The organism is Saccharopolyspora shandongensis (assembly GCF_900106995.1).
In the GTDB taxonomy this organism is placed as follows: Bacteria; Actinomycetota; Actinomycetes; order Mycobacteriales; family Pseudonocardiaceae; genus Saccharopolyspora; species Saccharopolyspora shandongensis.
In genome coordinates this window covers 1-23,771 of the sequence record NZ_FNOK01000042.1, presented here as the reverse complement: position 1 = coordinate 23,771, position 23,771 = coordinate 1, and the positions used below count along the sequence as shown (strand labels likewise).

25 protein-coding genes are annotated in these 23,771 nt (G+C 69.2%); 13 read left to right on the top strand and 12 right to left on the bottom strand.

The window, feature by feature from the left end; translation table 11 throughout:
* Positions 1–224: 224 nt before the first annotated feature.
* The gene (locus BLW84_RS32505) at positions 225–1,961 is read right to left on the bottom strand and encodes a GAF domain-containing sensor histidine kinase (protein ID WP_093273275.1); all 1,737 of its coding nucleotides are present in this window, start codon (positions 1,959–1,961) and stop codon (positions 225–227) included.
* 116 nt (positions 1,962–2,077) lie between these two features.
* Between BLW84_RS32505 and BLW84_RS32500 the strand changes: the two genes are divergently transcribed.
* Positions 2,078–3,067: an Acg family FMN-binding oxidoreductase gene (locus BLW84_RS32500; protein WP_093273272.1), complete on the top strand. Its 990-nt coding sequence runs from the start codon at positions 2,078–2,080 to the stop codon at positions 3,065–3,067.
* Between the two features lie 6 nt (positions 3,068–3,073).
* On the opposite strand, the gene BLW84_RS32495 is transcribed toward BLW84_RS32500, so the two are convergent.
* The 6 genes from BLW84_RS32495 to BLW84_RS32470 all read right to left on the bottom strand — a co-directional run bounded on the left by BLW84_RS32495 (position 3,074) and on the right by BLW84_RS32470 (position 8,568).
* A complete protein-coding gene (locus tag BLW84_RS32495) occupies positions 3,074–3,739 on the bottom strand; it encodes a response regulator transcription factor (protein ID WP_093273266.1) in 666 nt (221 codons plus the stop codon).
* A 52-nt stretch (positions 3,740–3,791) separates the two neighbouring features.
* Positions 3,792–4,184 (bottom strand): FHA domain-containing protein, encoded by a 393-nt coding sequence (locus BLW84_RS32490; protein ID WP_245761545.1) that lies wholly within the window; start codon positions 4,182–4,184, stop codon positions 3,792–3,794.
* A 293-nt stretch (positions 4,185–4,477) separates the two neighbouring features.
* On the bottom strand, positions 4,478–5,302 hold the full coding sequence (locus BLW84_RS32485; protein ID WP_177226809.1) for a carbohydrate ABC transporter permease: 825 nt from the start codon (positions 5,300–5,302) through the stop codon (positions 4,478–4,480).
* Positions 5,299–6,228, bottom strand: a complete 930-nt coding sequence (locus BLW84_RS32480) for a carbohydrate ABC transporter permease (protein ID WP_093273258.1) — start codon at positions 6,226–6,228, stop codon at positions 5,299–5,301. The genes BLW84_RS32485 and BLW84_RS32480 overlap by 4 nt, the downstream gene beginning before the upstream one ends.
* A complete protein-coding gene (locus BLW84_RS32475; protein ID WP_093273255.1) occupies positions 6,225–7,574 on the bottom strand; it encodes an ABC transporter substrate-binding protein in 1,350 nt (449 codons plus the stop codon). Before BLW84_RS32475 ends, BLW84_RS32480 begins: the two co-directional genes overlap by 4 nt.
* Entirely contained in the window at positions 7,567–8,568 is a 1,002-nt protein-coding gene (locus tag BLW84_RS32470) for a zinc-dependent alcohol dehydrogenase family protein (RefSeq protein ID WP_093273252.1), read from the bottom strand. The genes BLW84_RS32475 and BLW84_RS32470 overlap by 8 nt, the downstream gene beginning before the upstream one ends.
* A gap of 128 nt (positions 8,569–8,696) precedes the next feature.
* On the opposite strand from BLW84_RS32470, the gene BLW84_RS32465 reads away from it, so the two are divergent.
* The 5 genes from BLW84_RS32465 to BLW84_RS32450 all read left to right on the top strand — a co-directional run bounded on the left by BLW84_RS32465 (position 8,697) and on the right by BLW84_RS32450 (position 12,668).
* Positions 8,697–9,671, top strand: coding sequence for a sugar-binding transcriptional regulator (locus tag BLW84_RS32465; RefSeq protein ID WP_093273250.1), 975 nt, complete (start codon positions 8,697–8,699; stop codon positions 9,669–9,671).
* A gap of 94 nt (positions 9,672–9,765) precedes the next feature.
* Complete coding sequence (locus BLW84_RS32460) at positions 9,766–10,224, top strand: MarR family winged helix-turn-helix transcriptional regulator (protein WP_093273368.1); 459 nt, start codon at positions 9,766–9,768, stop codon at positions 10,222–10,224.
* 104 nt (positions 10,225–10,328) lie between these two features.
* Complete coding sequence (locus BLW84_RS49420) at positions 10,329–10,532, top strand: hypothetical protein (protein ID WP_177226807.1); 204 nt, start codon at positions 10,329–10,331, stop codon at positions 10,530–10,532.
* Positions 10,529–11,422, top strand: coding sequence for an NAD(P)/FAD-dependent oxidoreductase (locus BLW84_RS32455; RefSeq protein ID WP_177226806.1), 894 nt, complete (start codon positions 10,529–10,531; stop codon positions 11,420–11,422). The genes BLW84_RS49420 and BLW84_RS32455 overlap by 4 nt, the downstream gene beginning before the upstream one ends.
* A 331-nt stretch (positions 11,423–11,753) precedes the next feature.
* On the top strand, positions 11,754–12,668 hold the full coding sequence (locus BLW84_RS32450) for an LLM class flavin-dependent oxidoreductase (RefSeq protein WP_093273247.1): 915 nt from the start codon (positions 11,754–11,756) through the stop codon (positions 12,666–12,668).
* 375 nt (positions 12,669–13,043) lie between these two features.
* Here BLW84_RS32450 and BLW84_RS32445 read toward each other — a convergent pair whose 3' ends face one another.
* On the bottom strand, positions 13,044–13,337 hold the full coding sequence (locus BLW84_RS32445) for a hypothetical protein (protein WP_093273245.1): 294 nt from the start codon (positions 13,335–13,337) through the stop codon (positions 13,044–13,046).
* 214 nt (positions 13,338–13,551) lie between these two features.
* Here BLW84_RS32445 and BLW84_RS32440 point away from each other — a divergent pair, with 214 nt between their 5' ends.
* From BLW84_RS32440 to BLW84_RS32410, 6 genes are all read left to right on the top strand, one after another.
* Positions 13,552–14,751, top strand: coding sequence for an NsdA family TPR-like regulatory protein (locus BLW84_RS32440; RefSeq protein WP_245761544.1), 1,200 nt, complete (start codon positions 13,552–13,554; stop codon positions 14,749–14,751).
* A 34-nt stretch (positions 14,752–14,785) separates the two neighbouring features.
* On the top strand, positions 14,786–15,511 hold the full coding sequence (locus BLW84_RS32435) for a toll/interleukin-1 receptor domain-containing protein (protein ID WP_093273239.1): 726 nt from the start codon (positions 14,786–14,788) through the stop codon (positions 15,509–15,511).
* A complete protein-coding gene (locus tag BLW84_RS32430; RefSeq protein WP_093273237.1) occupies positions 15,508–17,508 on the top strand; it encodes an nSTAND3 domain-containing NTPase in 2,001 nt (666 codons plus the stop codon). The genes BLW84_RS32435 and BLW84_RS32430 overlap by 4 nt, the downstream gene beginning before the upstream one ends.
* A complete protein-coding gene (locus BLW84_RS32425) occupies positions 17,505–17,831 on the top strand; it encodes a hypothetical protein (RefSeq protein WP_093273234.1) in 327 nt (108 codons plus the stop codon). The genes BLW84_RS32430 and BLW84_RS32425 overlap by 4 nt, the downstream gene beginning before the upstream one ends.
* Positions 17,832–18,838: 1,007 nt before the next feature.
* A complete protein-coding gene (locus BLW84_RS50455; RefSeq protein WP_093273229.1) occupies positions 18,839–19,066 on the top strand; it encodes a DUF397 domain-containing protein in 228 nt (75 codons plus the stop codon).
* A 132-nt stretch (positions 19,067–19,198) separates the two neighbouring features.
* Complete coding sequence (locus BLW84_RS32410) at positions 19,199–19,393, top strand: DUF397 domain-containing protein (RefSeq protein WP_093273226.1); 195 nt, start codon at positions 19,199–19,201, stop codon at positions 19,391–19,393.
* A gap of 66 nt (positions 19,394–19,459) precedes the next feature.
* Here the strand turns inward: BLW84_RS32410 and BLW84_RS32405 are convergent, their stop codons facing one another.
* The 3 genes from BLW84_RS32405 to BLW84_RS32395 all read right to left on the bottom strand — a co-directional run bounded on the left by BLW84_RS32405 (position 19,460) and on the right by BLW84_RS32395 (position 21,928).
* Complete coding sequence (locus BLW84_RS32405; protein ID WP_093273223.1) at positions 19,460–21,055, bottom strand: SMI1/KNR4 family protein; 1,596 nt, start codon at positions 21,053–21,055, stop codon at positions 19,460–19,462.
* A gap of 95 nt (positions 21,056–21,150) precedes the next feature.
* Complete coding sequence (locus tag BLW84_RS32400) at positions 21,151–21,441, bottom strand: hypothetical protein (RefSeq protein ID WP_093273220.1); 291 nt, start codon at positions 21,439–21,441, stop codon at positions 21,151–21,153.
* Between the two features lie 100 nt (positions 21,442–21,541).
* Positions 21,542–21,928: a VOC family protein gene (locus BLW84_RS32395; RefSeq protein WP_093273217.1), complete on the bottom strand. Its 387-nt coding sequence runs from the start codon at positions 21,926–21,928 to the stop codon at positions 21,542–21,544.
* A 257-nt stretch (positions 21,929–22,185) separates the two neighbouring features.
* On the opposite strand from BLW84_RS32395, the gene BLW84_RS32390 reads away from it, so the two are divergent.
* A complete protein-coding gene (locus BLW84_RS32390) occupies positions 22,186–22,869 on the top strand; it encodes a GNAT family N-acetyltransferase (RefSeq protein WP_093273214.1) in 684 nt (227 codons plus the stop codon).
* A gap of 212 nt (positions 22,870–23,081) precedes the next feature.
* Here the strand turns inward: BLW84_RS32390 and BLW84_RS32385 are convergent.
* Positions 23,082–23,771 (bottom strand): transposase (locus tag BLW84_RS32385; RefSeq protein WP_143061173.1); only part of this gene is annotated, 690 nt, incomplete at its 5' end.

Sequence of the window (23,771 nt, the reverse complement as noted above, 5' to 3'; positions counted from 1 at the left end):
TTCGCGCGAAAACGCCACCCCGTCCTCATGCAGGGCGCCGTTTTCACGCGAAACGGCGCCCTGCGCCCCAGACGGCGGCGTCCCCTACGTGCCCGCGCGCCCCGCTGAAACGCGACCCCCGGATCGGGACTCCGAGGCGCCGACCACCGTGCAGGAATCCAAGGGCACGATGTGCGCCACCGTCGCCCGTCATGGCACACGATGGCACCGCGGCGCGGATGCGATCAGCGCATGGGTGCGCTCCAGCGCACGCAGGTCCCGCCCATCGGCAGCGGCTGAACGGTGCACTGCCCGCCCAGCTGGTCCGCGCGCTCCGCGAGGTTGTGCAGGCCGCTGGGCGTGACGTCGTCCGGGATGCCGATGCCGTTGTCGGTCACCTCGATCGACAGCGTGTCGTCCAGGACGATCGCGACCGACAGCTCCGATGCCCGCGAATGCCGGATCGTGTTGCTCACCGCCTCCAGCACGACCGCTTCGGCGTTCTCAGCCAGCTTCGGCGGCAGCACGTCGAGCGGTCCCGCCATCCGCACGGTGATGCGGATCGGGCTGTCGCCGACCACGTCGGTGATGACGCGCTGCACCCGTGCCCGGAACCGCACCGCGCTCGCGCCGGTGGCCTGCAGGTCGAAGATGCTGGCCCGGAGGTCCTGGATCACCTCGTGCAGCTGGTCGATGTGCTCGGTCAGCCGGGCGGCCACGATCGGCACCTTCGCGCGCCGCTGCGTGCCCTGCATCGCCATGCCGATGGCGAACAACCGCTGGATGACGTGGTCGTGCAGGTCGCGCGCGATGCGGTCGCGGTCGGCCAGCACGTCGAGCTCCCGGCGGGCGGCCTGCGCTTCGGCGCGCTGCAGGGCCAGCGCCGCCTGGTCGGCGAACGAGGACACCACCTGCAGCTGGTTCTCGTCGAACCCCGGCGCCCCGACCTCGCGCGCGGTGAGCAGCACGCCGGACGTGGTCTCGTCGGCCCGCATCGGAACCGCGAGCGCGGCGCCGAACTGCACGACGTTGCCCTCGGTGATGTCGAAGGCGAGGTTCGAGACGTTGCGCGGCAGCCGCTCCCGGAACACCTGCCCGGCGGTGGAGCTGCCGACCGGGATCGTCCGGTGCGCCAGGTCCTCGATGTCCAGGCCGACGGACACGGTGATGACGAGGTCGGTCACCTCCGCCGCGTCTTCATCGGCCGCGGGCACCGCGACCAGGGCGTAGTCGGCGGCGGTGAGCTCCGCGGCCCGCTCGGCGATCATCTGCAACGCGTCGATGGGATCGGTGCCCGCCAGCAGTCCCGCGGTGATCTCGCCGGTGGCGTCCAGCCAGCGCTCCCGGCGGCGGACCTCCTCGAACAGCCGGGCGTTGTCCACCGCGATGCCCGCCGCGCCGGCCAGCGCCTGCATGACGACCTCGTCGTCCTCGGTGAACTCCCCACCGCCGCGCTTCTCCGTCAGGTACAGCCGCCCGAACGTCTCCTGCCGCGCGCGGATCGGCACGCCGAGGAAGCCGCGCATCGGCGGGTGATGCGGCGGGAAACCGACCGAGGCCGGGTGGGCGGAGATGTCGGTCAGCCGCAGCGGCTTGTCCGCCTCGATGACCACGCCGAGCACGCCGTGCCCGGTGGGCAGCGAGCCGATGCGCTCCCGCATCGGCTCGTCGATGCCCTCGTACACGAACTGCGACAGCTCCCCGCCGGGGCCCAGCACGCCGATGGCGCCGTAGCGGGCATCGACGAGCTCCATGGCGGTGTGCACGATGCGCCGCAGCGCCGCGTCGAGTTCGAGTTCCGACGAGATCGCGAGCACGGCCGACAGCAGGCCGTCCATCCGGTCGCGCAGCCCGATGATCTCCTCGATGCGCACCTGGACCTGGTTCAGCAGCTCCCTCAGCCGCAACCGGGAGAACGTGTCCGCGACCGACCTCGACGGGCCCTGCGGCTCGCCGGGTTTCGACGCGTCCGCCCTGCTCACGCGTCTACTGTGGCACGCCCGGCCGATTCGCACCGGGTGCCGAGTGGTGACGATCGACTCTGGTTCGCCGCGGCCGCCACCGGCAGGCTGGCAGCAAGCGACCGGAGGGAGGCCCGATGAACACGCCGATCGGCGCAGTGGGGTGCCTGACGGCCGACCAGGTCCGGGATGTTCTGCTCAAGGCCACTTCCGCACCCTCGCTGTACAACAGCCAGCCCTGGCGATTCCACTGCACGGACGACACCATCGCGCTGCACGCGGACCGGTCCCGCGCCGTGCCGGTGGCCGACCCGGAGCACCGCGAACTGGTGCTCGCCTGCGGCGCGGCGCTGTTGAACCTGCGGCTGGCGGTGCGGGCGGCCGGGGTGCAGCCGGACGTGAACGTGCTGCCGCACCGCTGCACACCGGATCTGCTCGCGATGGTGCGCCCCGCCAGGCGGCGCCCGGCGACGCCCACGGATGTCGAACTCGCGGCCGCGATCCCGCGACGCCGCACCAATCGCAAGCCGTTCCTGCCCACTGCGGTCCCGGGGTCGCTGCACAGCCAGCTGCGGCAGGCGGCGGAGGCCGAGCGCGCGTGGCTGGCGATCCCGGAGCGCGAACAGCTGCCGAAGCTGCAGGCGCTGGCCCAGCAGGCGCACGACGCACAGCTCTCGGATGCGGAGTTCACGGCGGAGCTGCGGTTCTGGACGGGCCGCAACTCGGGCTCGCCCGATGGGGTGCTCGTGAGCAGCAGCGGGCCGCTGCCGGAACCGCAGGACGAATGGGTGCTGCGCGACTACAGCCGCGGGCAGGCGAACACCCGGGTGGCGGGCAAGGACTTCGAGCCGGAGCCGCTGATCTGCGTGCTCGGTTCGTTCCAGGACGGGGTGTCCGCGCAGCTGCACGCCGGGATGGCGATGCAGCGCGTGCTGCTGGCCGCCACCGCCGCCGGGTTGTCGAGCTCGTTCATCTCCCAGATCGTCGAGGTGCCCACCACCCGCAAGGAGCTGCGCGAACTCATCGGCGGCGGTCTGTGGCCGCAGGCCGTGCTGCGCATCGGCTACGGATCGCCGGTGCCCGCGACGCCGCGGCGTTCCCTGGACGACGTGGTCGCCCGCAACTGACGGTCGTCAGACCCGCTTCGGCCGATGGTGCAGCTGGGTGGCCAGGACCGCCGCCTGGGTCCGGCGCTGCAGGCCCAGCTTGGCCAGCAGCCGGGACACGTAGTTCTTGACCGTCTTCTCCGCCAGGTACATCCGATCGGCGATCTGCCGGTTGGTCAGGCCCTGGCGGATCAGGTCGAGCAGGACGCGCTCCTGGGGCGTCAGGTCAGGCAGCCCCGCGGCGCTGTCCAGCTTGGCGCGCAGCTTGTTCACCAGCTCCGCGGTGCCCTGCGTGCCGAGCAGCGACCGGCCCGATCCGACCGTGCGCACCGCCGACGCCAGCTCCATCCCCTTGATGTTCTTGATCACGAAGCCGGCGGCGCCGGCCAGCATCGCGTCCAGCATGGCCTGCTCGTCCGGGAACGAGGTCAGCATCAGGCAGTTCAGCCCGGGCAGCCGGGACCGCAGCTCCCGGCAGAGCTCGATGCCGCTACCGTCCGGGAGTCGCACGTCGAGCACGGCCACGTCCGGCCGCAGGGCGGGAATGCGGGCCTCCGCCTCACCGACCGTGGCGGCCTGGCCCACGACTTCGAGGTCGGGCTCGGCGCTGAGCAGGTCGGCCAGCCCGACCCGCACCACCTCGTGATCGTCGACCAGGAACACCGTCGTCTTGCCGGACCGGGTGTCATCCACCCTTCCAGGCTACGAGCGCACACGGGCCTCTGCCCGGTGCTCTTCGCCGGCCTCAGGCCTCGGTGCGGAAGGTGAAGCGGACCTTGCCGACCCAGATCTCGTCACCGTCGGCCAGCACGGCGGCGTCCACCGGCAGCCGGTTGAGGTAGGTGCCGTTGAGCGAGCCGCCGTCGACGAGCACCCACCGGCCGCCCTCCTCGCGCAGTTCGGCGTGCACGTGCGAGACGGTGACGTCGTCGACCACGATGTCGCAGTCACGTCCGCGCCCGATCGTGGTGCGCGGCATGCCGATGGTGATCCCGGTGCCCGAGTCGGGCCCGCGACTGATCACGAGCCGGGCACGACCGCTGCTCGCCTCGGGCGCGCGCGGCGCCGGAACCTGCTGCCCCGCCGCGGCGGGGACCGACCAAAACCGCGTCGGCTCGTCGATCCGAATGTCGTTCATCATCAACCTCCTCGCGAGCAAGCGAAAACGCCGCGGCGGGCGACGTTGTCCGGGTGCGGCGACCAAAGCCAGCATGCCCGGATCCGGCCGCCGCTCGCCAGGACCTTCGTCCTCACTTTCGAAACCCGGCGCCGGGCCGCCGGCGGCCCGGACAGAGACAAGACCGCCCGCGGCCGTACCGCGCCCCCGGCCGCTTGCCTACGGCACCAGGTCAGGTGGCCGACGACGTCTCGCGAAAAGGGAACTCCCCCTGCCGCGGGGGGTGGGCGGCAGGGGGGAGCGTTCTGGGGGGGTTACTTCACCGCTCCCATGGAGAGGCCTCGGACCAGGTGGTTCTGGGCTATCCAGCCGATGATCATCACCGGTAGCGATGCCAGGAGGGCCGCCGCCGACAGCTGGGCCCAGTACAGGCCCTCGCTGGTGATGAAGCCGACCAGGAACACCGGCACCGTGCCCGCCTGGGCCGCCGTCAGGTTCACCGCGTAGAAGAACTCCGTCCAGGAGAAGATCACGCAGATCAGCGCCGTCGCCGCGATGCCGGGCGCGACCACCGGCAGGATGATCTTGAACAGCAGGGTCGGCAGCTTCGCGCCGTCCACGCGGCCCGCCTCCACCATCTCCTTCGGCACTTCCAGGAAGAACGAGCGCATCATCCAGATCGCCAGCGGCAGGTTCATCGCCGTGTAGAGGATGACCAGCGCCCAGACGTTGTCCAGCAGCTTCAGGTTCTGCGAGATCACGTACATCGGGATGATCGCCGCGACGATCGGCAGCATCTTGGTGGACAGGAAGAACCCGAGCGCGTCCCGGGTGCCCGGCACCGCCGCGATCGACAGCGCGTAGGCCGCCGGGACCGCCATCAGCAGCACCAGCAGCGTCGACACCACCGTGACGAACGCCGAATTGCCCAGGTACGGCAGGAAACCGCGTTCCACGACGCCGGCGAACTGGTCCAGCGTCGGGGTGAACACCAGCCGCGGCGGGTCCGTGTAGGCGTCGGCCTCCTGCTTGAACGCCGTGAGCACCATCCACAGCAACGGGAAGACGAACAGGATGGCGACCAGCCAGGTGAACGCGGTCAGCGCCCACCTGCCGGCCGGATTTCCGGCACGCATCATCGCACCTCGCTCACGCCGAAGGTCCGGAACATCAAGCGCAGCGCAAAGGTCGCCACGATCAGGGTCAGCACGACGACGATGACGCCCATCGCCGAAGACTGCCCGATGTCGAAGCCCTCGAAGGCGCGCTGGTAGATGTAGTAGGGCAGGTTCGTGCTGGCGGTGCCCGGGCCGCCCTGGGTCATCAGGAAGATCGCATCGAAGCTGTTCACGATGTAGATCGCGCCGAGCAGGATCGCCAGCTGCAGGTAGCGGGTCAGCTGCGGCAGGGTGATCGACGCGAAGATGCGCCACCGGCCCGCGCCGTCGACCGCCGCGGCCTCGAGCACCTCCTTGGACTGCCCCTGCAGGCCCGCGAGGATCAGCAGCATCATGAACGGCGTCCACTGCCAGACGATCTGCGCCATGACCGACGCCAGCGGGAACTCCGACAGCCAGTCGGTGTCGCCGCCGAAGACGAAGTTCAGCAGTCCGTAGCTCGGGTCGAACATCGTCGTCTTCCACAGCAGCGCGCCGGCCGCCGGGAGGATCAGGAACGGCGTGATGAGCAGCGTGCGGACCACTCCGCGGCCGATGAACCGCCGGTCCAGCAGCAGCGCCAGCCCGAGGCCGAGCAGCATCGCCACCAGCACGCAGACCACGGTCAGCAGCACCGTGTTCAGCATCGCGCCGCGGAACTGGCTGTCGGCGAACACGTCGACGTAGTTGCGCAGTCCGACGAAGTGGCGGGAGCCCGGCCGCACCAGGTTCCAGGACTGGAACGAGTAGAACACGGTGAGCACGAACGGGATCTGCGTGACCACGATCGTGAACAGCAGGGCGGGCATGAGCGGGGCCCGGCGCAGCCAGGCGGTGCCGGACCACTTTCCGACCGGCTTGCGCACCTGGACGGGCGGCGTGACTCGTGTCGTGGCGGTCTGGGTCATCTGGTCTCCCGGTATGCCGCGCCGACCGATTCGGCGTACTCCTGGGACTGCTGGAGCGCCTCGTCGACCGTGATCTGGCCCGCGATGGCGGCGGACAGCTGCTGGCTGACCCGCGTGCCGAGGTCCTGGAACTCCGGGATGCCGACGAACTGGATTCCCGGGTACGGCACCGGGCGCAGCATCGAGTTGCTCTGCTTGGCGCGGTCGATTCCGTCCAAAGTGGCCGGTGCGTAGGCCTGGGCGGCCTGCTGGTACTCGGGGATCTGGTACGTCGACAGGCGGCAGCCTGGCGGCACCCGGTTCCAGCCGAAGGTGGTGCCGACGTTGCGCACGAACTCCTTGTCGGTCATCCAGCGCATGAACCGCCAGGCGGCGTCCTTGTCCTCGGCGACCTTCGGCATGGCCAGCGACCAGGTGTAGAGCCAGCCGCTGCTATCGGTGCGCTCGACCGGGGCCGCGACGTAGCCGGACTTGCCGACGACCTCGCTGCTCTCCGGGTCCTCGTTGGTGCCGGCCATGACCGTGGCGTCGTACCACATCGCCGCCTGGCCCTGCCCGTAGCGCGTGCCGCATTCGGAGAAGCCCGCGCTCGACGCGCCGACCTCGCCGTGCTCGCGCACCAGGTTCACGTAGAACTCGGCGGCGGAGCGGAATTCCGGCGAGGTCAGCTGAGCGTTCCAGTTCTCGTCGAACCAGCGCGCCCCGAAGGTGTTCGCGACCGTGGTGAACGGCGCGAGGCTCTCGCCCCAGCCCGGCTTGCCGCGCAGGCAGATGCCGGACACGCCCGCCGCCTTGTCGTCGAGCCTGGCCGCGAAGTCGGCGATCTGCTGCCAGGTCGGGCGTTCCGGCATGGTCAGCCCGGCCTGCTCGAACAGGTCCTTGCGGTAGGCGAGGAAGGACGACTCGCCGTAGAACGGCACCGCGTACATCGAGCCCTGGTAGGACAGCGAGTCCCTGATGCTCGGGATGAAGTCGCCCGGGTCGTAGCCCTCGCTGGCGTCGACGTAGGGCTGCAGATTCTCCAGCCAGCCGTTGGCCGCCCACTGCGGCGTCTCGTAGTTGCTGATCATCACCACGTCGAACTCGCCGCCCTCGGTGGCGGTCGAGGCGGTGATCTTGGCGCGCGCCTGGTTCTCGGGCAGCTGCACGAACTTCAGCTTGATGCCGGGGTTGTCCCGCTCGAACTGGTCCGACAGCGCGATCGCGTCCTCCATCTGCGGGTTCGACACGATCGCGACCACCAGCGTCCGCCCGCCGGAGCCCAGCGCACCGGCGCCGGCGCAGCCGGTGAGCGTGAGCAGCGCGGCGCACGCGAGCAGCGCGAGCTTCTTCGTTCGGCTATGCATCAACGCCTCCCGGCAGCACCTGGACCTTCAGCCCGGCACCGCTGCGCATCAGGTCGAGCGCCGCGGGGAACTCCTCCAGCGGCAGGGTGTCGGTGAGCAGCGCCGCGGTGTCGATCGCACCGGAGGCCACCAGGTTCAGCGCGGCGCCGAAGCTGTTGAGCACCGCCATGGAGCCGACGATCTTGATCTCGTCGTTGTAGATCCGGAACGGCGAGAGCGACACGCGGGCCGCTTCCGGGGCCACCCCGAACACCAGCAGCCGGCCACCGCGGCGCAGCGAGTCGAAGGCCGCCTCGATCGCGGGCGCGGCACCGGTGCAGTCGACGGCGGCGTCGAACCGCTCGTCGAGCTCGGCGACGTCGGTGCCGACCGCCACCGCGCCGAGCTTGCTCGCCCGGCCCAGCCGCGCCTCGTTGCGGTCGACCACCGTGACGTGCGCGCCGCCGCGCTGGAGCAGCTGCTGCATCAGCAACCCCATCGTGCCCGCGCCCACCACGAGGAACCGCTCGCCCGCTTCGACGCCGATCTGCCGGACGCCGTGCACCGCGCACGACACCGGCTCGACCAGCGCGCCCTGCTGCCAGGTCATCTCGTCCGGCATCCGGTAGCAGGTGGCCGCCGGGACGGCGACGTACTCGGCGAACGCGCCGTCCACGGTGTCCCCGGTGGCGTTCCAGTTCGCGCACAGGTTGCCGTGGCCGGAGCGGCAGGGCGTGCAATACCCGCAGAACAGCGAGGGATCCACCGCGACCCGGTCGCCGGCCTTCCAGTCCCCCGGCACCTCCGCGCCGATCTCGACGACCTCGCCGGCGAACTCGTGGCCCGGGACGATCGGGTAAGGCGTGGGCGGGAAGTGGCCGTCGGCGATGTGCAGGTCCGTGCCGCAGATCCCGCACGCTCCGACCTTGATCACCAGCTGCCCGTCCCCCGGCTTCGGATCCGGCACGTCGCCAACCCTGATCGAACCGGGCCGGTCGATGATCGCGGCGCGCATGACACTCCATTCCGGTCTGCTCATATGAGCGCATCTCATCGCGGTCGTCCCGCAATATGCGGAGCATTCAAGGACTTCATGCCGATATACGTCAACCTTTGGGCCGGATTTCAAGCTATCGTGCTCATATGAGCGCCAAGAAGATCCGGATGACCGACACCATCACCGCGGCGTCGATCGCGCACCGGTTCTACGTCCAGGGCCGATCCAAGCTGGAGATCGCCGAGGAGTTCGGGATCAGCCGCTTCAAAGCGGCGCGCATCCTCGCCGCAGCGCAGGAAACCGGCCTGGTCCGGATCGAGTTCGACCTGCCGGTGCCGGTGGACCTGCCGATGTCGGACGAGGTCCGCGCCGCCTACGGGCTCCGCAGGGTCCTGGTGCTCAATCGAGCGGAATCCAAGGCCGACCGGCCGGAACTGCGCCGCCGGATCGGCTCGTTGGCGGCGCAGCTGCTGGCCGAGCTCGCCACGCCGGACGACGTGATCGGGCTGGCCTGGGCGCGTTCGGTGAACGCGATGGCCGAAGCCGTCGAATCGCTCCCGAAGTGCCCGATCGTGCAGCTGTGCGGGGTGCAGGCGGGCATGGACATGCGCGACCGGTCGGTGGAGACGGTGGGCCGGGTCGCGGCGGTCGGCGGCGGCTATGCCTACCCGATCTACGGCCCACTCGTGCTCCCGGACCGCCGGACCACGGACATCCTGCGCAAGCAGCCGGGCATCGCGGAGACCTTCGACCAGTTCCAGCACCTGACCAAGGCGGTGGTGAGCATCGGCGCCTGGCGGCAGGGCGAATCGACGGTGTACGACGCGCTGTCCCCGAGCGAACGGGACTCGATCGGCCGGCGGGGCGCAACGGCGGAGATCGCGGCCCGCCTGTTCGACGAGAACGGCAACGCCCTGTCGACAGGTCTGGCCCACCACGTCCTGGCGATCACCCACGAACAGCTGCGCCAGGTCCCGGAGGTGATCGCTCTCGGCTACACCGAACCGAAGGCGGAAGCGATCGACGCGGTCCTGCGCTCCGGCATCGTCACGACGCTCATCACCGACGCGACGGCGGCCGAGCGGATCCTGGAACTGGCCGCCCAGCGCCCGCCCGAGTGAGCCCCGCAATCCCCTTTCGAGCATAGTTCGCGGCACGAATTATAAGGCCTTCCGGTGTTATCCTGGCCGCGTGGACAAGCATGATGATGGCCAGATCGGAGTGGTGGCCGCACTGGTGCGGTCCTCGTTCTTGGTGAATGCCGTGTACGCCAAGTCAGGCCGCGAGTACGGGCTGACGCCGCAGCAGGGGCAGTTGCTGTGCGTGCTGATGCCGCGCCCGCACGGCATGAGCGAGCTGGGCGCGATGCTCGGACTGGCCAAGTCGAGCCTCACCGGCCTGGTGGACCGCACCGTGCGAAACGGCCTTGTTCAGCGTGAACCGGATCCGCAGGACACGCGCGCGGTGCGGGTCGCCCTCACCGCACAAGGCAGCAAGCTGGCAGCGGAGTTCTACGCCGAGACCTGCAGGCGGATCGAGGAGCTGCCGGCGAGCCTCAGCCCGGCCGATCGCGACGCGCTCGCCGACCTGCTGGGCCGCGTGGTGCTGGCCAACGAGGTTCCGGTGGTCTTCATGGAGTCGGACGAGAGATCTCCCGGCGCCCGCAAGCACTAAGACCCGACGATGTGTCCCGCGACACAATAGGTTTGAGTTCGTAGTACGAACTAATATAGTTCGTACTACGAACTTGAATTATTTCTACGCGGGAGCCTGAAATCATGAGTCGTACTGTCGCGGTCATCGGCGGAGGTTACGGGGGCGCCGCGGTCGCCAAGGCGCTGCAAGCCCAAGCCGACGTCGTCCTCATCGACCCGCGGGACGCGTTCGTCAACGCGGCCGCATCGCTGCGAGCGCTCACCCAGCCCGACTGGGCCGGCAACATGTTCTTCCCCTTCGAAACGCTGCTCACGCAGGCGAGGTGAAACGCGACCGCGCGGTCTCGGTGGACCCCGGCGGCGTCACCCTCGCCTCGGGCGAACACGTCCCGGCGGACTACGTGGTCCTGGCCACCGGCTCCAGCTACGCCTACCCGGCCAAGCCCGGCTCCGACTCGGTCGCCGAGGCGCTGGACGACCTCCGCCGGACGAACAAGGAACTCCGCCAGTCCGGCAAGGTGCTGATCCTCGGCGCCGGGCCGGTCGGCCTGGAACTGGCCGGCGAGATCAAGGACGCCTGGCCGGACAAGCACGTGACCATCGTCGACCCGCGCCAGGAGCTGCTCCCCGGCTTCGAGCCGGAGGTGGTCGAAGACCTGCGCGGCCAGCTCGACGCGCTCGGCATCGACGTGCGCCTCGGCACCGGCCTGGCGACGACGCCGAGCACCGAGGCCGGCCTGGCCGGCGCCTTCACCGCCACCACCACCGGCGGCGACGAGATCACCGCCGACATCTGGTTCCGCGCCTACGGGACGAGCACCAACAGCGACTACCTCGCCGACGGCAAGCTCACGACCCGCACGCCGCAGGGCCAGGTTCCCGTGACCGAGTACCTCAACGTCGTGGGGCACGACCACGTCTACGCGGTCGGCGACATCACCGACGTCGCGGAGGCCAAGATGGCGGGCCACGCGATGCGGCACGCCGAGGTGGTCGTCAAGAACATCTCCGCCCAGCTGAGCGGAGAACGCCCCACGGCCACCTACGCCCCACAACCGGTCCCCTCGATCCTGCTCCCGCTCGGTCGCAACGGCGGCGTCGGGCAGCTGCCCTCCCCCGAGGGCCCGACCGCCGCGTCGGCCGCGATGGTCGCCGAGTACAAGGGTGCGGACCTGTTCACCGGCCGCTTCATCGAGCAGTTCGGCCCCACCGCCTGAAAAGCTGGAACACGTGGAGTACACCCACCTCGGCCGCAGCGGCCTTTCGGCGTCCCGGCTCGTGATCCGGAAACGTCCGAAGAGGACAGTCACGCGATCACGGACCGGACGCACGAGCACGGCATCAACTTCTTCGACACGGCCAACGTTTACGGCGCGAGGACGGGCGATGGCATCCCGAACGGGGCCACGCCTGCGCCCGAGGAGTACGCCTGGTGAACACAGGTAGGTAGTCACGTCAGGCGTTGCCGACGTCTCCATGCCACGGCGTTCTCGCGGATGCACCGTCCATAGCGGACCGACTGGCGACCATCGAATGAAAGGAAGAGCATTGTCCGCACAAGAAGTCGTCTTCGGTTTCGGCGCGCACAGCGGTATCGACGACGGACCGGAATTGCTGCATCTGGTTCACCAGGCCGACCGCGACGGGCTCGACATCTTCTCCCTGTCGGACCACCCCTACCTCGGCGAGCGCCTGGATGCCTACGCCTCCCTCGGATTCCTCCTCGGGCGCACGCAGCGCATCTCGGGCTTCGCCAACGTCACCAACCTGCCGACCCGGCCCGCCCCCATGCTGGCTCGGACGGTGACGTCGCTGTCGGCGCTCTCCGGCGGCCGCGTCGTGCTCGGCATGGGCGCGGGCGGGCTGTGGGACCGGATCTCCGACATGGGAGTGCCGCGGCTGTCACCGGCCGCTGCCGTGGAGGCCTTCGAGGAGGCGATCGTCCTGGTCAAGAAGCTTTCGGGCGGCGGCCCGCCGGTCACCTACCGCGGCCGCCACTACGAGGTGAACGAGATCGAGCCGTCTCCGGTGGCCGCGCCCCCGGTGTGGACCGGATCGGTCGGCCCGAAGTCCCTGGCCGCCACCGGGCGGGTGGCCGACGGCTGGATCCCGGGCCACGCGGCGGATTGGCTCAGCGAGCGCTACCGCACGTCGCGGCCGGTCATCGACGAAGCGGCGGCGGCCGCGGGTCGCGATCCGCGGGAGATCCGCACGGTCTTCAACCTCCCCGGACGCATCACCGACCGGCCCCTGCCCGCCACGCGCGATCGTGACGGCCGCTGGATCGGCGGCTCCGCCGACCAGTGGGTGGAGGAGCTGACCGGTGCCGTGCTCGAACACGGCGCGTCGGGCTTCACGCTGTTCTCGCCGGGCGGCGGAACGCAGGACGTCGGCTCCCTCGGCCGCTGGGCCACCGAAATCGCCCCGGCCGTACGCGAAGCGATCGCCAAGGAGAACGGCTAGCGCCCGTCCCGACGGCCTGTCCGGCCGATCCGATCGCTCGATGGCGCAGTGGCCTCGCTCCGAGTGCAGGAGCGAGGCCACTGCGCCATCGTCGAGCAACACCACCGGTCGTCTGGCCGCTAGAAGCGAAGGCGGGCGTCCTGATCGCCAGCACCGAGGCCAGGGCCTGTACACGGCAGTGGGCTGGGCGGGCAACGCAACCGTCCTCATCGCGAAACCGCACGTCGCCGCCTAGCGAGGCTCGTGAGTGCTTTGGTCCGCTATAGCGATCCAAAACGCTCACGAGCCCCGCCGGCGGGATGGCGCGCACATCCGAAACTGTCCGGTGGCGCACCGTTTCCCGTTGCCACCTCCAACGGGAAACGGGAAACGGCTCTATTTCCCGGCGTCGGAAACCGAATCTCCGCCACAATCCTCCGACGAACGGCGCGCGGCCGCGCCGAACCGGATTTCTCTCCAGGCGTCGAGGACTGCGATGAAAGCGGCGGAGAGCACCAGCACCAGCGCGAACAACTCAACACCGGAAAGGGCGATGCCGGCGAGCACGATCGTCGCCCACAGCAGCGCGGCGGTGAACACGAATGCGAACATCACCCGTCCGAGCGACCTCGCCAGGGACGGATTGCGCTGTTCGGGTATCGATTCTCGGACGAGCTCGTCCTTGATCATCTCTTCTCCTAAGGTCTGCCGTTGGTCCGGCCTCCCAGTCGCCGGACCGGCACGTTTCACCGTGCGCGAAAACCGGTCGGGACCAACAGCCGTTTCCCGTCGCCCGCTGAACCGGGCAACGGGAAACCCGGAGGACGATGTGACTGAACAGCCCACACTGTTCGGGGCAGAGCTTCGAAGACTGCGCACCGCGGCCGGTCTTTCGCTCACTCGAATGGCCGCGCTGCTGCATTACAGCAAGGGCTACGTCAGCAAGATCGAAACCGGCGGGAAACGGCCGACACCGGATTTCGCCCGGCGTTGCGATTCCGTCCTCCAAGCCGGTGGCGAACTCGCGAGCCTGGTTCCCGCGCAGTCCTCCGAAGCACCGCTGCCCGAGGTGAACGGCGACGGTGAGGTGTGGTTGATGGGTCTCGATTCAGGCGGGAAGAGCTGGTTCCGGCCGATGGACCGGCGGCAGGTGCTGGCGGCCGGCGCGGCTTCGGTACTCGCCTTCGGCATGGGCGGCGGTCACGCGATCGCCGAGGACGGCACGGTCTCGACGTTCCGCGAAATGTTCGACCAGTTCCGCAGGCTGGGGCAGACGGCGAGCCCATCGGTGGTGCTGCCCGCGCTCATCGCGCAAACCCACACCCTGCGCGAACTCGCCGCCCGCGCCAAACCCGCAGCGAGCGCGGAACTTCTGGTGCTCGGCGCGCGGTACGCCGAGTTCGCAGGCTGGATGGCTCAGGAGTCGGGTGACAACGCGGCCGCCCTGTGGTGGACCGACCGCGCCGTGGAGCTCGCGGACGCGGGACAGGACCGGTCGCTGGCCGCATACTCCCTGGTCCGCCGGGCACTGGTCACGCTGTACCAAGAAGACGCACGGGAGACGATCGGCCTCGCTCAGCAAGCCCAGCGGACCGCGACGTCGGCCCGAATTCGCGGACTCGCCGCGCAGCGCGAGGCACAAGGCCACGCGCTGGCCGGAGACTACGACGCCTGCATGCGGAGCCTCGACCGAGCTCGCGACCTGCTCAGCGCGGCCCAACCCGAAGCAGGACCGGTACTCGGCACGTCGAACCTGACCGATCCCGTCGCGATGGTCTCGGGGTGGTGTCTTCACGACCTGGGGCGTCCACGGGACGCGGTGCTGATCCTCGACCGCGAAGTCGAACGAGTTCCGCCGCACGCCCTTCGTTCCCAAGCGCGCTACGGCGTCCGCCGCGCCCTTGCGCACGCCACGGCGGGCGACGTCGACCACGCCTGCGCCTTGCTCGGGCAGGTCCTCGGGATGGTCGACACCGTCAGTTCCGCCACCATCGGCACCGATCTCCGGCGCGTGGCCCGCGTGCTCTCGCGGTTCCACACCGCGCCCTCGGTTCGTGAGCTCCAACCCCGGCTGGTCGCCGCGCTGCACAACCAGACCGCCTGAGAATCCGCCATTTCCACAGAAGTGAGGTATTCCTATGCCTGAAATCTTCATCAACTACCGCACCGGGGATTGCGAACATGCCGCGGTCGCGATCGAGCAGTACCTGTCGGGGCGGTTCGGCCGCGAGCGGGTGTTCCGCGCCAGCAAGTCCATCCGCGCCGGCGAGAACTTCCGCACCGAGCTGTCGACGGCGTCCTCCAGCGCACGTGTGCTGCTTGCGCTGATCGGGCCGAAGTGGCTCGATGCTCGTGATCGGGACGGAAATCCCGCACTTGAGAACAAGGATGACTGGACCCGCAGGGAAATCCTGAACGCCAAGCGCAGCGGCGCCCGGATCATCCCGATCCTGTGTGGACGGAAGCTGCCTCGGCTGGTGGCCGCCGACCTGCCACGTGCTCTGACATCGCTCGCCGACCTCCAGTCCCTCACCTACGACACCGGAAGCGCCGGGGACGACCTCGATCGGATCGCCGCCGAGCTCCTCGACCTGGTGCCGGATCTCACGGACCGGTGGGCGAAAGCGCCTTCGAGCGGCGGCGTGCACAACTCCAACACCGGCCAGGCCGGAAACCTCATCCAGGCCGGCAACGTGAGCGTCGGGTCGATCACCGGCACGACGTTCCACGACACACGGGACAGCCAGATCCACACCGGCACTGGCGACCTGCACGTCTCCTTCGGCGACGGGGCCCACCACAAGAATTCCGGCCGAATCCGCCAGAACTTCGGCTCGAAGCGGGACCGAGGTGAAGACCGGTGACCGAAACCAGCAACGAATTCCACGAAACGCAGGACAGCCAGATCCACACCGGTTCCGGCGACCTGAACGTCAACCCCGTCTATTACACGATCCACGAGAGCGTCCAACAGCAGGCTCGCGGGCCGCGACTGACGCTGAAGGGCGACCTGCATTGGCTCAAGAGCCGGTTCGAGCCGCCGCAGAACTTCGGCGCTGCGCGGGACATGTTGCGGCAGTCCCGCACCGTCGTGCTCACCGGGCCGCCGGGAAGCGGTCGGCGCACGGCGGCGAAGATGCTCCTGAACGAGCTCTCCGACGACCACACCCCCGTCACCGTGCTCGACGACGAGGCGCGCACGCAGAACCCGGGCCTGGACAAGTTGAAGGTCCAGCCGGGCCACCTGTTCGTACTCGACCTCTCGGAAACCGGCGAGGACGTGTTCCACGCCCGGCAACGAGATCTCCTCTCGTTCCGCACGATCCTCCAACAGTGCAACGGCTACATCGCCGTCGTCGTGCCCGATTCCCGCAAGCACCAACTGGATTCGGACCTGGCGCAGTTCGAGGCCAGGATCGACCGGCCGCGCGGTGCCTCGGTGCTTCGATGGCATCTGGAACAGGAGTCGATCTTCCCCTCCGACCGGCAACTGGCCTCGGAAGAACTCGCACGCAGCCTGTCCGCACCGATGTCGGAGATCGCCAACCTCGCGCAGCTGGTCGTGCTCGCCCGGGACACGAACCGCGGCGGCGACGTCTCGACATGGCTCAGCGAAGCGGTTTCCGCCCGGATCGACCGCAGCAACGAGGTGGCGCAGCAGCTCAGCAAGGTGCCCGGCGGGCGGCAACGCACGGTGCTGCTCGCCGCTGCGATGTGCCGCGGAGCGTCGAGCGACGCAGTGTTCTTCGCCTCCCACCGCCTGGTGAGCGCGTTGAGCCTCGACGGGCGCGAGGAGCCCCGGATGGAGCAGGAGGGCTACCGAACCCAGCTCAGCGACCTGAGCATCGACGTCGCGCCGAACAACCGGATCGAGTTCAGCTTACGCAGCTACGACCGGGCGCTGCGCGAGCACTTCTGGGACAACTACCCGGATCTCCGGGAGCCGTTCTGCCGGTGGGTGGACGACATCATCCGCATCGAGCAGTTCACCCGGCGGGACCGGGAGAACCTGGTGGACCGGTTCGTGGTCCAGGCGTTGCGCACCAACTCGCCGGGGCACGTGAAATGGCTGATCGACCGGTGGGTCTTTCCCAGGCGGAACGGAGCGTCGAACCCACTGCGTGACTACGGGGTGCTAGCTCTCCTGACGGGCCTGAGGAACGAGCGCCACGGTTACTTCTTCCGGCGCCTGGTGTACGAGTGGTCGCGTAACAACGACCTCCCCCATGACGTCGGGCAGATCCTGGTGGACGTGTGCACCGAGGTGATCGCACCGACCTACCCGGAACAAGCTCTGGTCCGGCTGCACCACCGGGCCCGCCGCGAAAACGGCACTGGCAACCCGACTGCGTACCAGGCGCTCGTCGAGCTGACCTCGCGCGATCCGATACTGCTGCGGCTGCTGCTCGACAGGCTCACGACGGCCCTGGCGAATCAGCAACAGCATTGGCCCGTCGACCACTTCCTGTTTCTCGCCATCGCGGATCCGCTGCGGCTGGCCGACCCCAGCATGCGTTCGCAGCCGCTCGCGGCAGACCACACGATCCGTCCCCAACTGGGTTCCTGCTGGCGCGAGACCATGCTCGCCCGCCCGGACCTCGTCGTGCAGCGCGTCTGCCACTGGTTCGACGCCGCCGGCCGGACCACGCCGCACGACCTGCTGCTCGGCATCCTGGTGGACGCGGCGAGCCAGCACCTCCACCTGCTCGGTTCGTTGCACGTCCTCGCGCGCGATTGGAGCCGGACCGCGAGCGGCCGCGCCGATGTCTTCGTCCGGTTGTCCCAGCTGATCGACATGGCGCAGGGCCTGCACTCCACCGACTACACGTTCGACCACGTGCCCGAGGAGGCCGTTCGATGAGCAAGGAAAACCGGATCCTGTACGGCGGCATGACGCTGGCGGCCGCCGTCCCGCTCCTGCTGGGGCTGCTGCTGGGATGGCCGGCGTGGGTCACGGTGCCGCTGTTCGGCGCGACTCTGTACGGGGTCTACCAGAAGCTCATGCACGGGAACAGGACCACCAGCGACCACGTCGGCGTGGTCCTGGACAGGATCGGCCTGTACGGGGACAACCCGGTGCGCGCCCTGACGGCCCACCGCTTCGCGAAGCTGATCGAAGCCGCCGGGAATCCCGGCGTGGCCGAGGAAGTCCGCCAGAAGTTCGACGCACCACGGCCGCTCTAGGGGGCCGAGGTGAACGGGCCGTTCGTCCCGCCTACCGGAGCGAACGGCCCGTTCACCTCACAGCACAGGGCTGGATGGCCCACTGCACGACGCCGTGACCGCCTGGCTGGGCAACTCCTGTCGATCATCAATGGATCGCCGGTTCCGCCGAGCCTGACATCGGTGTTCGCGTGGTTCACGGCGGCTCTGCGCGCCGCCATCGAGAGGCAGGCCCGAACGGGGCGTGTTTCGGGGTGGCCGGGAGGTGCTTCGGGGGCAGAGCACCTCCCGGCCCGCAGGCTCGACGCCGAATCGGGGAGGGGCGCACGGCGTCGAGCCGGGTCTCAGATGCGCCGGAGGCCTTCCAGGACGCGCCGCTGCAACTCCAGCGGTGGCGCCGACCAGGCTTCACCGCGCTCGCCGGCGGCTTGACTGTCCGATATGGACTCCGAGGCAGGCTCGCGGAGCCGATGTCACCCGACTCGTTCCCGCTGCGCGTTCTCCGCCTCGATCTGTGCCTTCAACTGCCACACCGTGGTCACACCTTCCCCAGCTCCCGCATGCTGAGGCCGCTGCGCGCGGACCCAGACCGAGCCCCATGACGCCGAAAGAACCACCAAGCAGCACAAGGAAATCCAGGAACCGAACACCATCACCTGATCCTTTCAGCTGAGGCGAGATTCTTTCCGATCTTGTAATCGCTCCACCATGGAGCAGCTACGATCCGGCAGCCATCGAACGATGGTCTCGCCACTCGGACTTCAGAATTTCATTGAGGTGATCTCAGTGGGATGGGGCTGGGGTTCTTGAGAGGTGTGGGCGTGGGGTCCTGGTAGAAGAGGTCTCACCACAAGATCGTCTTCTGTAAGGCCAGGACCCCACGTGATCACTTATCGTGCCACGCTTGATGTCGCAGACGAACTCGCCCACGACCTCGGCAGGCTGCTGACCGAGGAACGCCGACGTCGTGGGACCCCGCTCGGGCGGCGGGCGTTGTCGCCGTTGAAGCAGGCGGTGATGGGGCTGCGGTGGTTCCGCGATCGCACCGCCATCCCCGCACTCGCCCGCGACAACAACATCTCCCGCGCGAGTCGAGCTACAGCGGTGGGGCCCAGCAGTGCGTCGAGGTCGGACGCGTTGCGGGTGGAGCTGGTGTCCGGGACACGAAGAACCGCTCTGCTGGGTACTTAACCGCTACGGCCGACCAGTGGGCAGTGTTCCTCGACGCGATCAAAGCCGACAGGTTCAGCAGCTGACGGATGCGGCGCCTGCCCAGGCCTGGGGCCGAGCGGGCACCGTCTCTTCGGCGAGCTTCAGGAGCGATCGCTGAGCGAACGGGACAGCGCTCGCATGATCTCGAAGCTCGTACCCGAGTGAAGGGCGAGGCTATGCATCTCTCTCGCGCCGCATGGCGCAAGTCGAGCTACAGCGGTGGGGGCAACCAGTGCGTCGAGGTCGGCGTCGCACCTGGCGCCATCGGAATCCGCGACACCAAGGACCGGGCGTACGGCACGCTCGTCGTGACGCCAGCGCACTTCGCCAGCTTCTTAGAAGCGATCAAGGCCGACAGGTTCAGCGACTGATGCGTGCTGCGCCCGGCCTGATGGACCGGCCAGGCGTGGCTCGCCTTCACGTCGTTCTCCGGCCGGTCACGGTCGCATTTCGTAGCGGCCGGTGTGCTTTTCGTGGCCTGGGAGCGTTCCCGTGAAGTGCTCCGTCCACTCGTTGATCTGGTTCGGCGTGGGGTTTCCGCCCAGCGCGACCGCTGCGAGCGACGGCAGCGCCGCGCCGAGTTCCCAGAGCCGCACCCACTGCTCGTAGGTCAGGGCGAGGAACAGCAGTCCTTCCAGCTTCACGACCGGCGCCATGTCGGTTACCTCGGCGCGGGAGAGGTCGAGGCCCTGGAGTCGCGGAAGGGTTGGTAGCACGGCGACTTCCACCGGGCTCTGCGAGCGGAGCGTCAGGTTGCGCAGCGTCGGGTGGCCAGTCAGCGGAGTCGGGTCGATCGAGCCGAATTCCAGGGTCAGGCTCTCCAGGGGCGCGTCGCGGAGCGGGCTCAGGTCGAGTGCGCCCTGGCCGCGCAGCACCACGTCCCGCAGGAGGGGCGCGTGGCGCGCCGGCTCCAGGTCGATCCCGTCGGCCTTCCAGGCTGTGACGCGTTGGACTTCCCCAGGCATTCCGGTCAGGGCACCGCCGTGGTCGTCGGCATCCCACCAGCGCGACTCCAGGTGCATCACCGTGCGCGGGGTGTCGGCGTCGACGAACAGGCGGCCGTGGTCGAACTCGTAGTCGCCGCGTTCGAGCGCCTCCACCTGGCGGCGCAGCAGCGTCGTCACCGAGTCGGCGACGTAGACGGGAGCTCCTTCGTACTCGCCGCCGATGATGATCACCTGTCCCGGGCGGCCCGCGGGGCCCGGGTCCATGTCGACGGCGAGGAAGTCCCCGTCCTCGTTGACCCCGATCACGATCCACCCGTCGCGGCTCATCGACCGCCGCACCTTCCCCGGCGGCGTCGCCTCGAAGACCGCACCCGTCAGCGGGTCGTCGGTCCAGTCACCGTCGTGTCGGTGGTGGGGGTGTTCGGCCGCGAATTCCAGGTCGATCCACGAGTGCGTGTCGAAGATGTTGAAGTCCTCGCCGTCGTCGCCGTTGGCCACGCCGTACAAGGCGACCAGATCGGGAGGCAGCGCGACGTCCAGGCTCGCCATGAGCTCGGCGCGCGTCGCTTCGTCCAGCGGAGGAGGCAGTTCCTCTTCCTCCTCCTCTTCGAAGATCTCCGCGCGCAGCCGGAGGTACTCCCGGAGCAGCCGCACGGCCTCGTCCGGATCACCCGCGAACGTCGGATCCGCAGGGCCCTCCTGCTCGTCTCCCGGCTCGGCGGGCAGGGCATCCGGCTTGAGCACGAGCAGCAGGCGATCCGGTTGGCACTGCGTGCGGATCAGCGACCGGCTGGTGATCGCCCCGAGCTCGCCCGAAGGCTCGACGGCCAGCTCAACGGTCAGGTGTTCCGGCCACGGCTCGGTCGCGAAGAACAGGGCTCCCGCTTCCTTGAACAGATCCACGCCACCGTCGCGGAGCTCACCGTCGGCCAGCTCGTACTGCATGACACTGCTGCGGGCCCCGCTCCTGGACCGGTGAACGCTCGCCCACGCGCGCCGCCATCCCTCGGGAGCGTTCTCCGCGACACGAGCGGCCATGCCGCTGAGCAGTTCGTTGGTGTCGGCTTCCCGCCGATGACGTCCCATGGGAATGCGCCCGTTCAGATCGGTGATCGTTTCCGACGGGTTCTAGCACCCGGCGCCGACAGTCCCGGCGCAACGGCCGGGTTCGTTCCGGTGCTTCAGGGCCGTTCGTCGACGTCGAAGTCGAGGTGGGCGATCCGCTCTTCGACGGTGACCGCGTTGCGGACGGCCCGGCAGGCCCGCTTCGTCAGCTCGGTGAACTCGGCGAGGTGGGCTTCGGCGGCGGCGCGGTTGGCCGGGCCGTTCCCGGCCGCGTCGAGGGTGACCCGGCGGACCTCGTGCTCGATCTCGACGAGCTGGGAGAGCAGATCCCGCTGCCGCTCCTCGCTGATCAGCAGGCTGTGATCGCGTTCCCCGTCAGGCGGAACCTCGGGATGCTCGGCGGTCATCGCGAACCAGTCCCTTCGGCCGGAGCTCACCCGACGCTACCAGCCGCGCGGCCCGCCCGGCGTGAGGATCGCACGGGCCGCATCCGACCGTCCACTTAGATCAGTCCAGATCCGCGCCGTACGGTTGGGTGATCGCCTCCAGGTAGTGGCCCGACGGGTCGCAGAAGTAGACGCCGCGGCCGCCGTGGTTCGTGTTGTACTGCCGCGGGATCTTCCCCTGCGGGTCCGCCCAGTGGTCGAGGGACGCCGCCTGGATCCTGGCGTAGATGCCGTCGAAATCTTCCTCGGTGACGAGGAATGCGTAGTGCTGCGGCGGGAATTCGATGCCCGGCTCCGCGAACTGGAGCGTCACTCCGGCGTCCAGGTGGACCGTGAGGAAGGGGCCGCCCGGTTCCGCCGGCGGGAGGTCGAACATCTCCGTGAAGAAGGACGCCGATTCCTGCTTGTCGCGCGCGGCGACGATCGTGTGATTGAAAAGAGTGGTCATGAAGACCCTTCGAACCCGCGCCTCCATGCCTGGCACAGCCTGCCACCGACACGCGACGCTGACCGGATCAGATCACGACGGCTTCCGGCGCGTCAAGCGCACTTGCCCCGGGTCACAGCCAGGTGCGGGCCGATCATCCGCATCCGTCCCGCAGCTGGGTTCTCACGTGTTGGTACGGCAGGACCGGGGATGCTCGAACCACGCGCCGCTGCGCGAAAATGGGGCGGCACCGAACACTTCGCCGGAAGGAGTGGTCGATGACCACGTCGCCGCTGGACAATCCCGCGTGGGCTTCGCTCACCGGCCCGCACGCCGGTTTCGCCGAGAAGCACGGGCAGGTGCTGCGCTACCCCGTCGACATGGCGCCGTTCCTTGCCATTCCGGACGAGTTCGGCGATGACGGCTGGCGGGATGTCGCGGCGCTTGCCGGGCCGGGCGCGGTGGTCGCCTTCTCCGGGCGGGCGCGAACGCCACCTCCCGGCTGGGAGGTCGTGGAGCGGCTCCCCGGCGTGCAGCTGGTCGACGACGGCGTCGTCGGGGCCGAGGACGACGAGGCGGTGCGGCTCACCGCGGCGGACGTGCCGGAGATGCTCGACCTCGTCAAGCGCACCCAGCCCGGGCCGTTCCTGCCGCGCGTCGTCGAACTCGGCACGTACCTGGGGTTCCGGCGCGGTGGCGAGCTCGTCGCGATGGCCGGTGAGCGGCTGCACCCGCCCGGCTGGACGGAGATCAGCGCCGTCTGCACCGATCCGGCGTTCCGCGGGCAGGGCCTGGCCACCCGGCTCATGCGGGCCGTCGTCGCCGGCATCCGGGCCCGGGGCGAGAAGCCGTTGCTGCACACGGTCGCGTCCAACACAGGCGCCATCCGGCTCTACGAATCGATGGGCTTCCGGCTCCGGTACCGGCTGTACTTCTCCGCCGTGCGGGTTCCGGACGCCTGACCGACCCGTGCGTACTTCGTGTTGCCATAGCAGCACGAAGTACGCACGGGTGGCAGGTGCATCCTTCCAGCGGCTTTGACCTCGACAATGATCGTCGTTACAGTTCCGCTGGCCGAACGGCGTTGCGCCGTCTGCTCGGCTCTCGTTCGGTTGCCGGGCCCAACGGGGTGCCCGGCGGAGGGGATCGCCGATGACACCCCCTGTGTCAACCTCTAGATCAAAATCAGGCCGCGACCTGTTGTTCGGTCCGGTCGGGCGCCGCGGTGCAGGGCGGGGTCGTAGGGTGTGCTGTTCTGCCAGCAGCGCCACATGATGCGGATCCAGGCTCGGGCGAGGATGCGGGTGGCGTGGGGGTGGTCTTTGCCGGAGGCTCGTGCCCGGTTGTAGATACCGGCGGCCCAGGGGCTGGCGTGGCGGCTGTTGTCGGCGAAGGTCGTGATCGCCTGGCGCAGGCGTTTGTTGCAGGCCCAGCGGAACGACACGCCGCGTTGTTTGCCGGATGCCTTGGTGACCGGGGTGATCCCGGCCAGCGCGGCGATGGCGTCGGGGTGGCCGAACGCCTCGCGGGCGTCGCCCCATTCGGCCAGGATCTGGGCGGCGTTGACGGTGCCTGCACGGGGGAAGGACCGGAAGATCTCCCCGTCGGGGTGGGTGTCGATCTTCTCGGCGATGGCGCGGTCGAGGTCCTTGATCGCGGTGTTGAGCGCGGTGATCACGCCAACCTGGGCCAGCACTGCCACGCGCGCACCCTCGGACAGGTCGGGATCGGTCGTGCCGGCCGGCGCCGAGCGCAGCCGGGCCAGCAGGACGGCGGCGGGCTTCTTGCCGGAGTAGCCCTGCTTGGCGCAGAACGCGGCCAGCCGTTTCGGGCTCGAAGCGCAGATGATGGGCGGCATCATGGA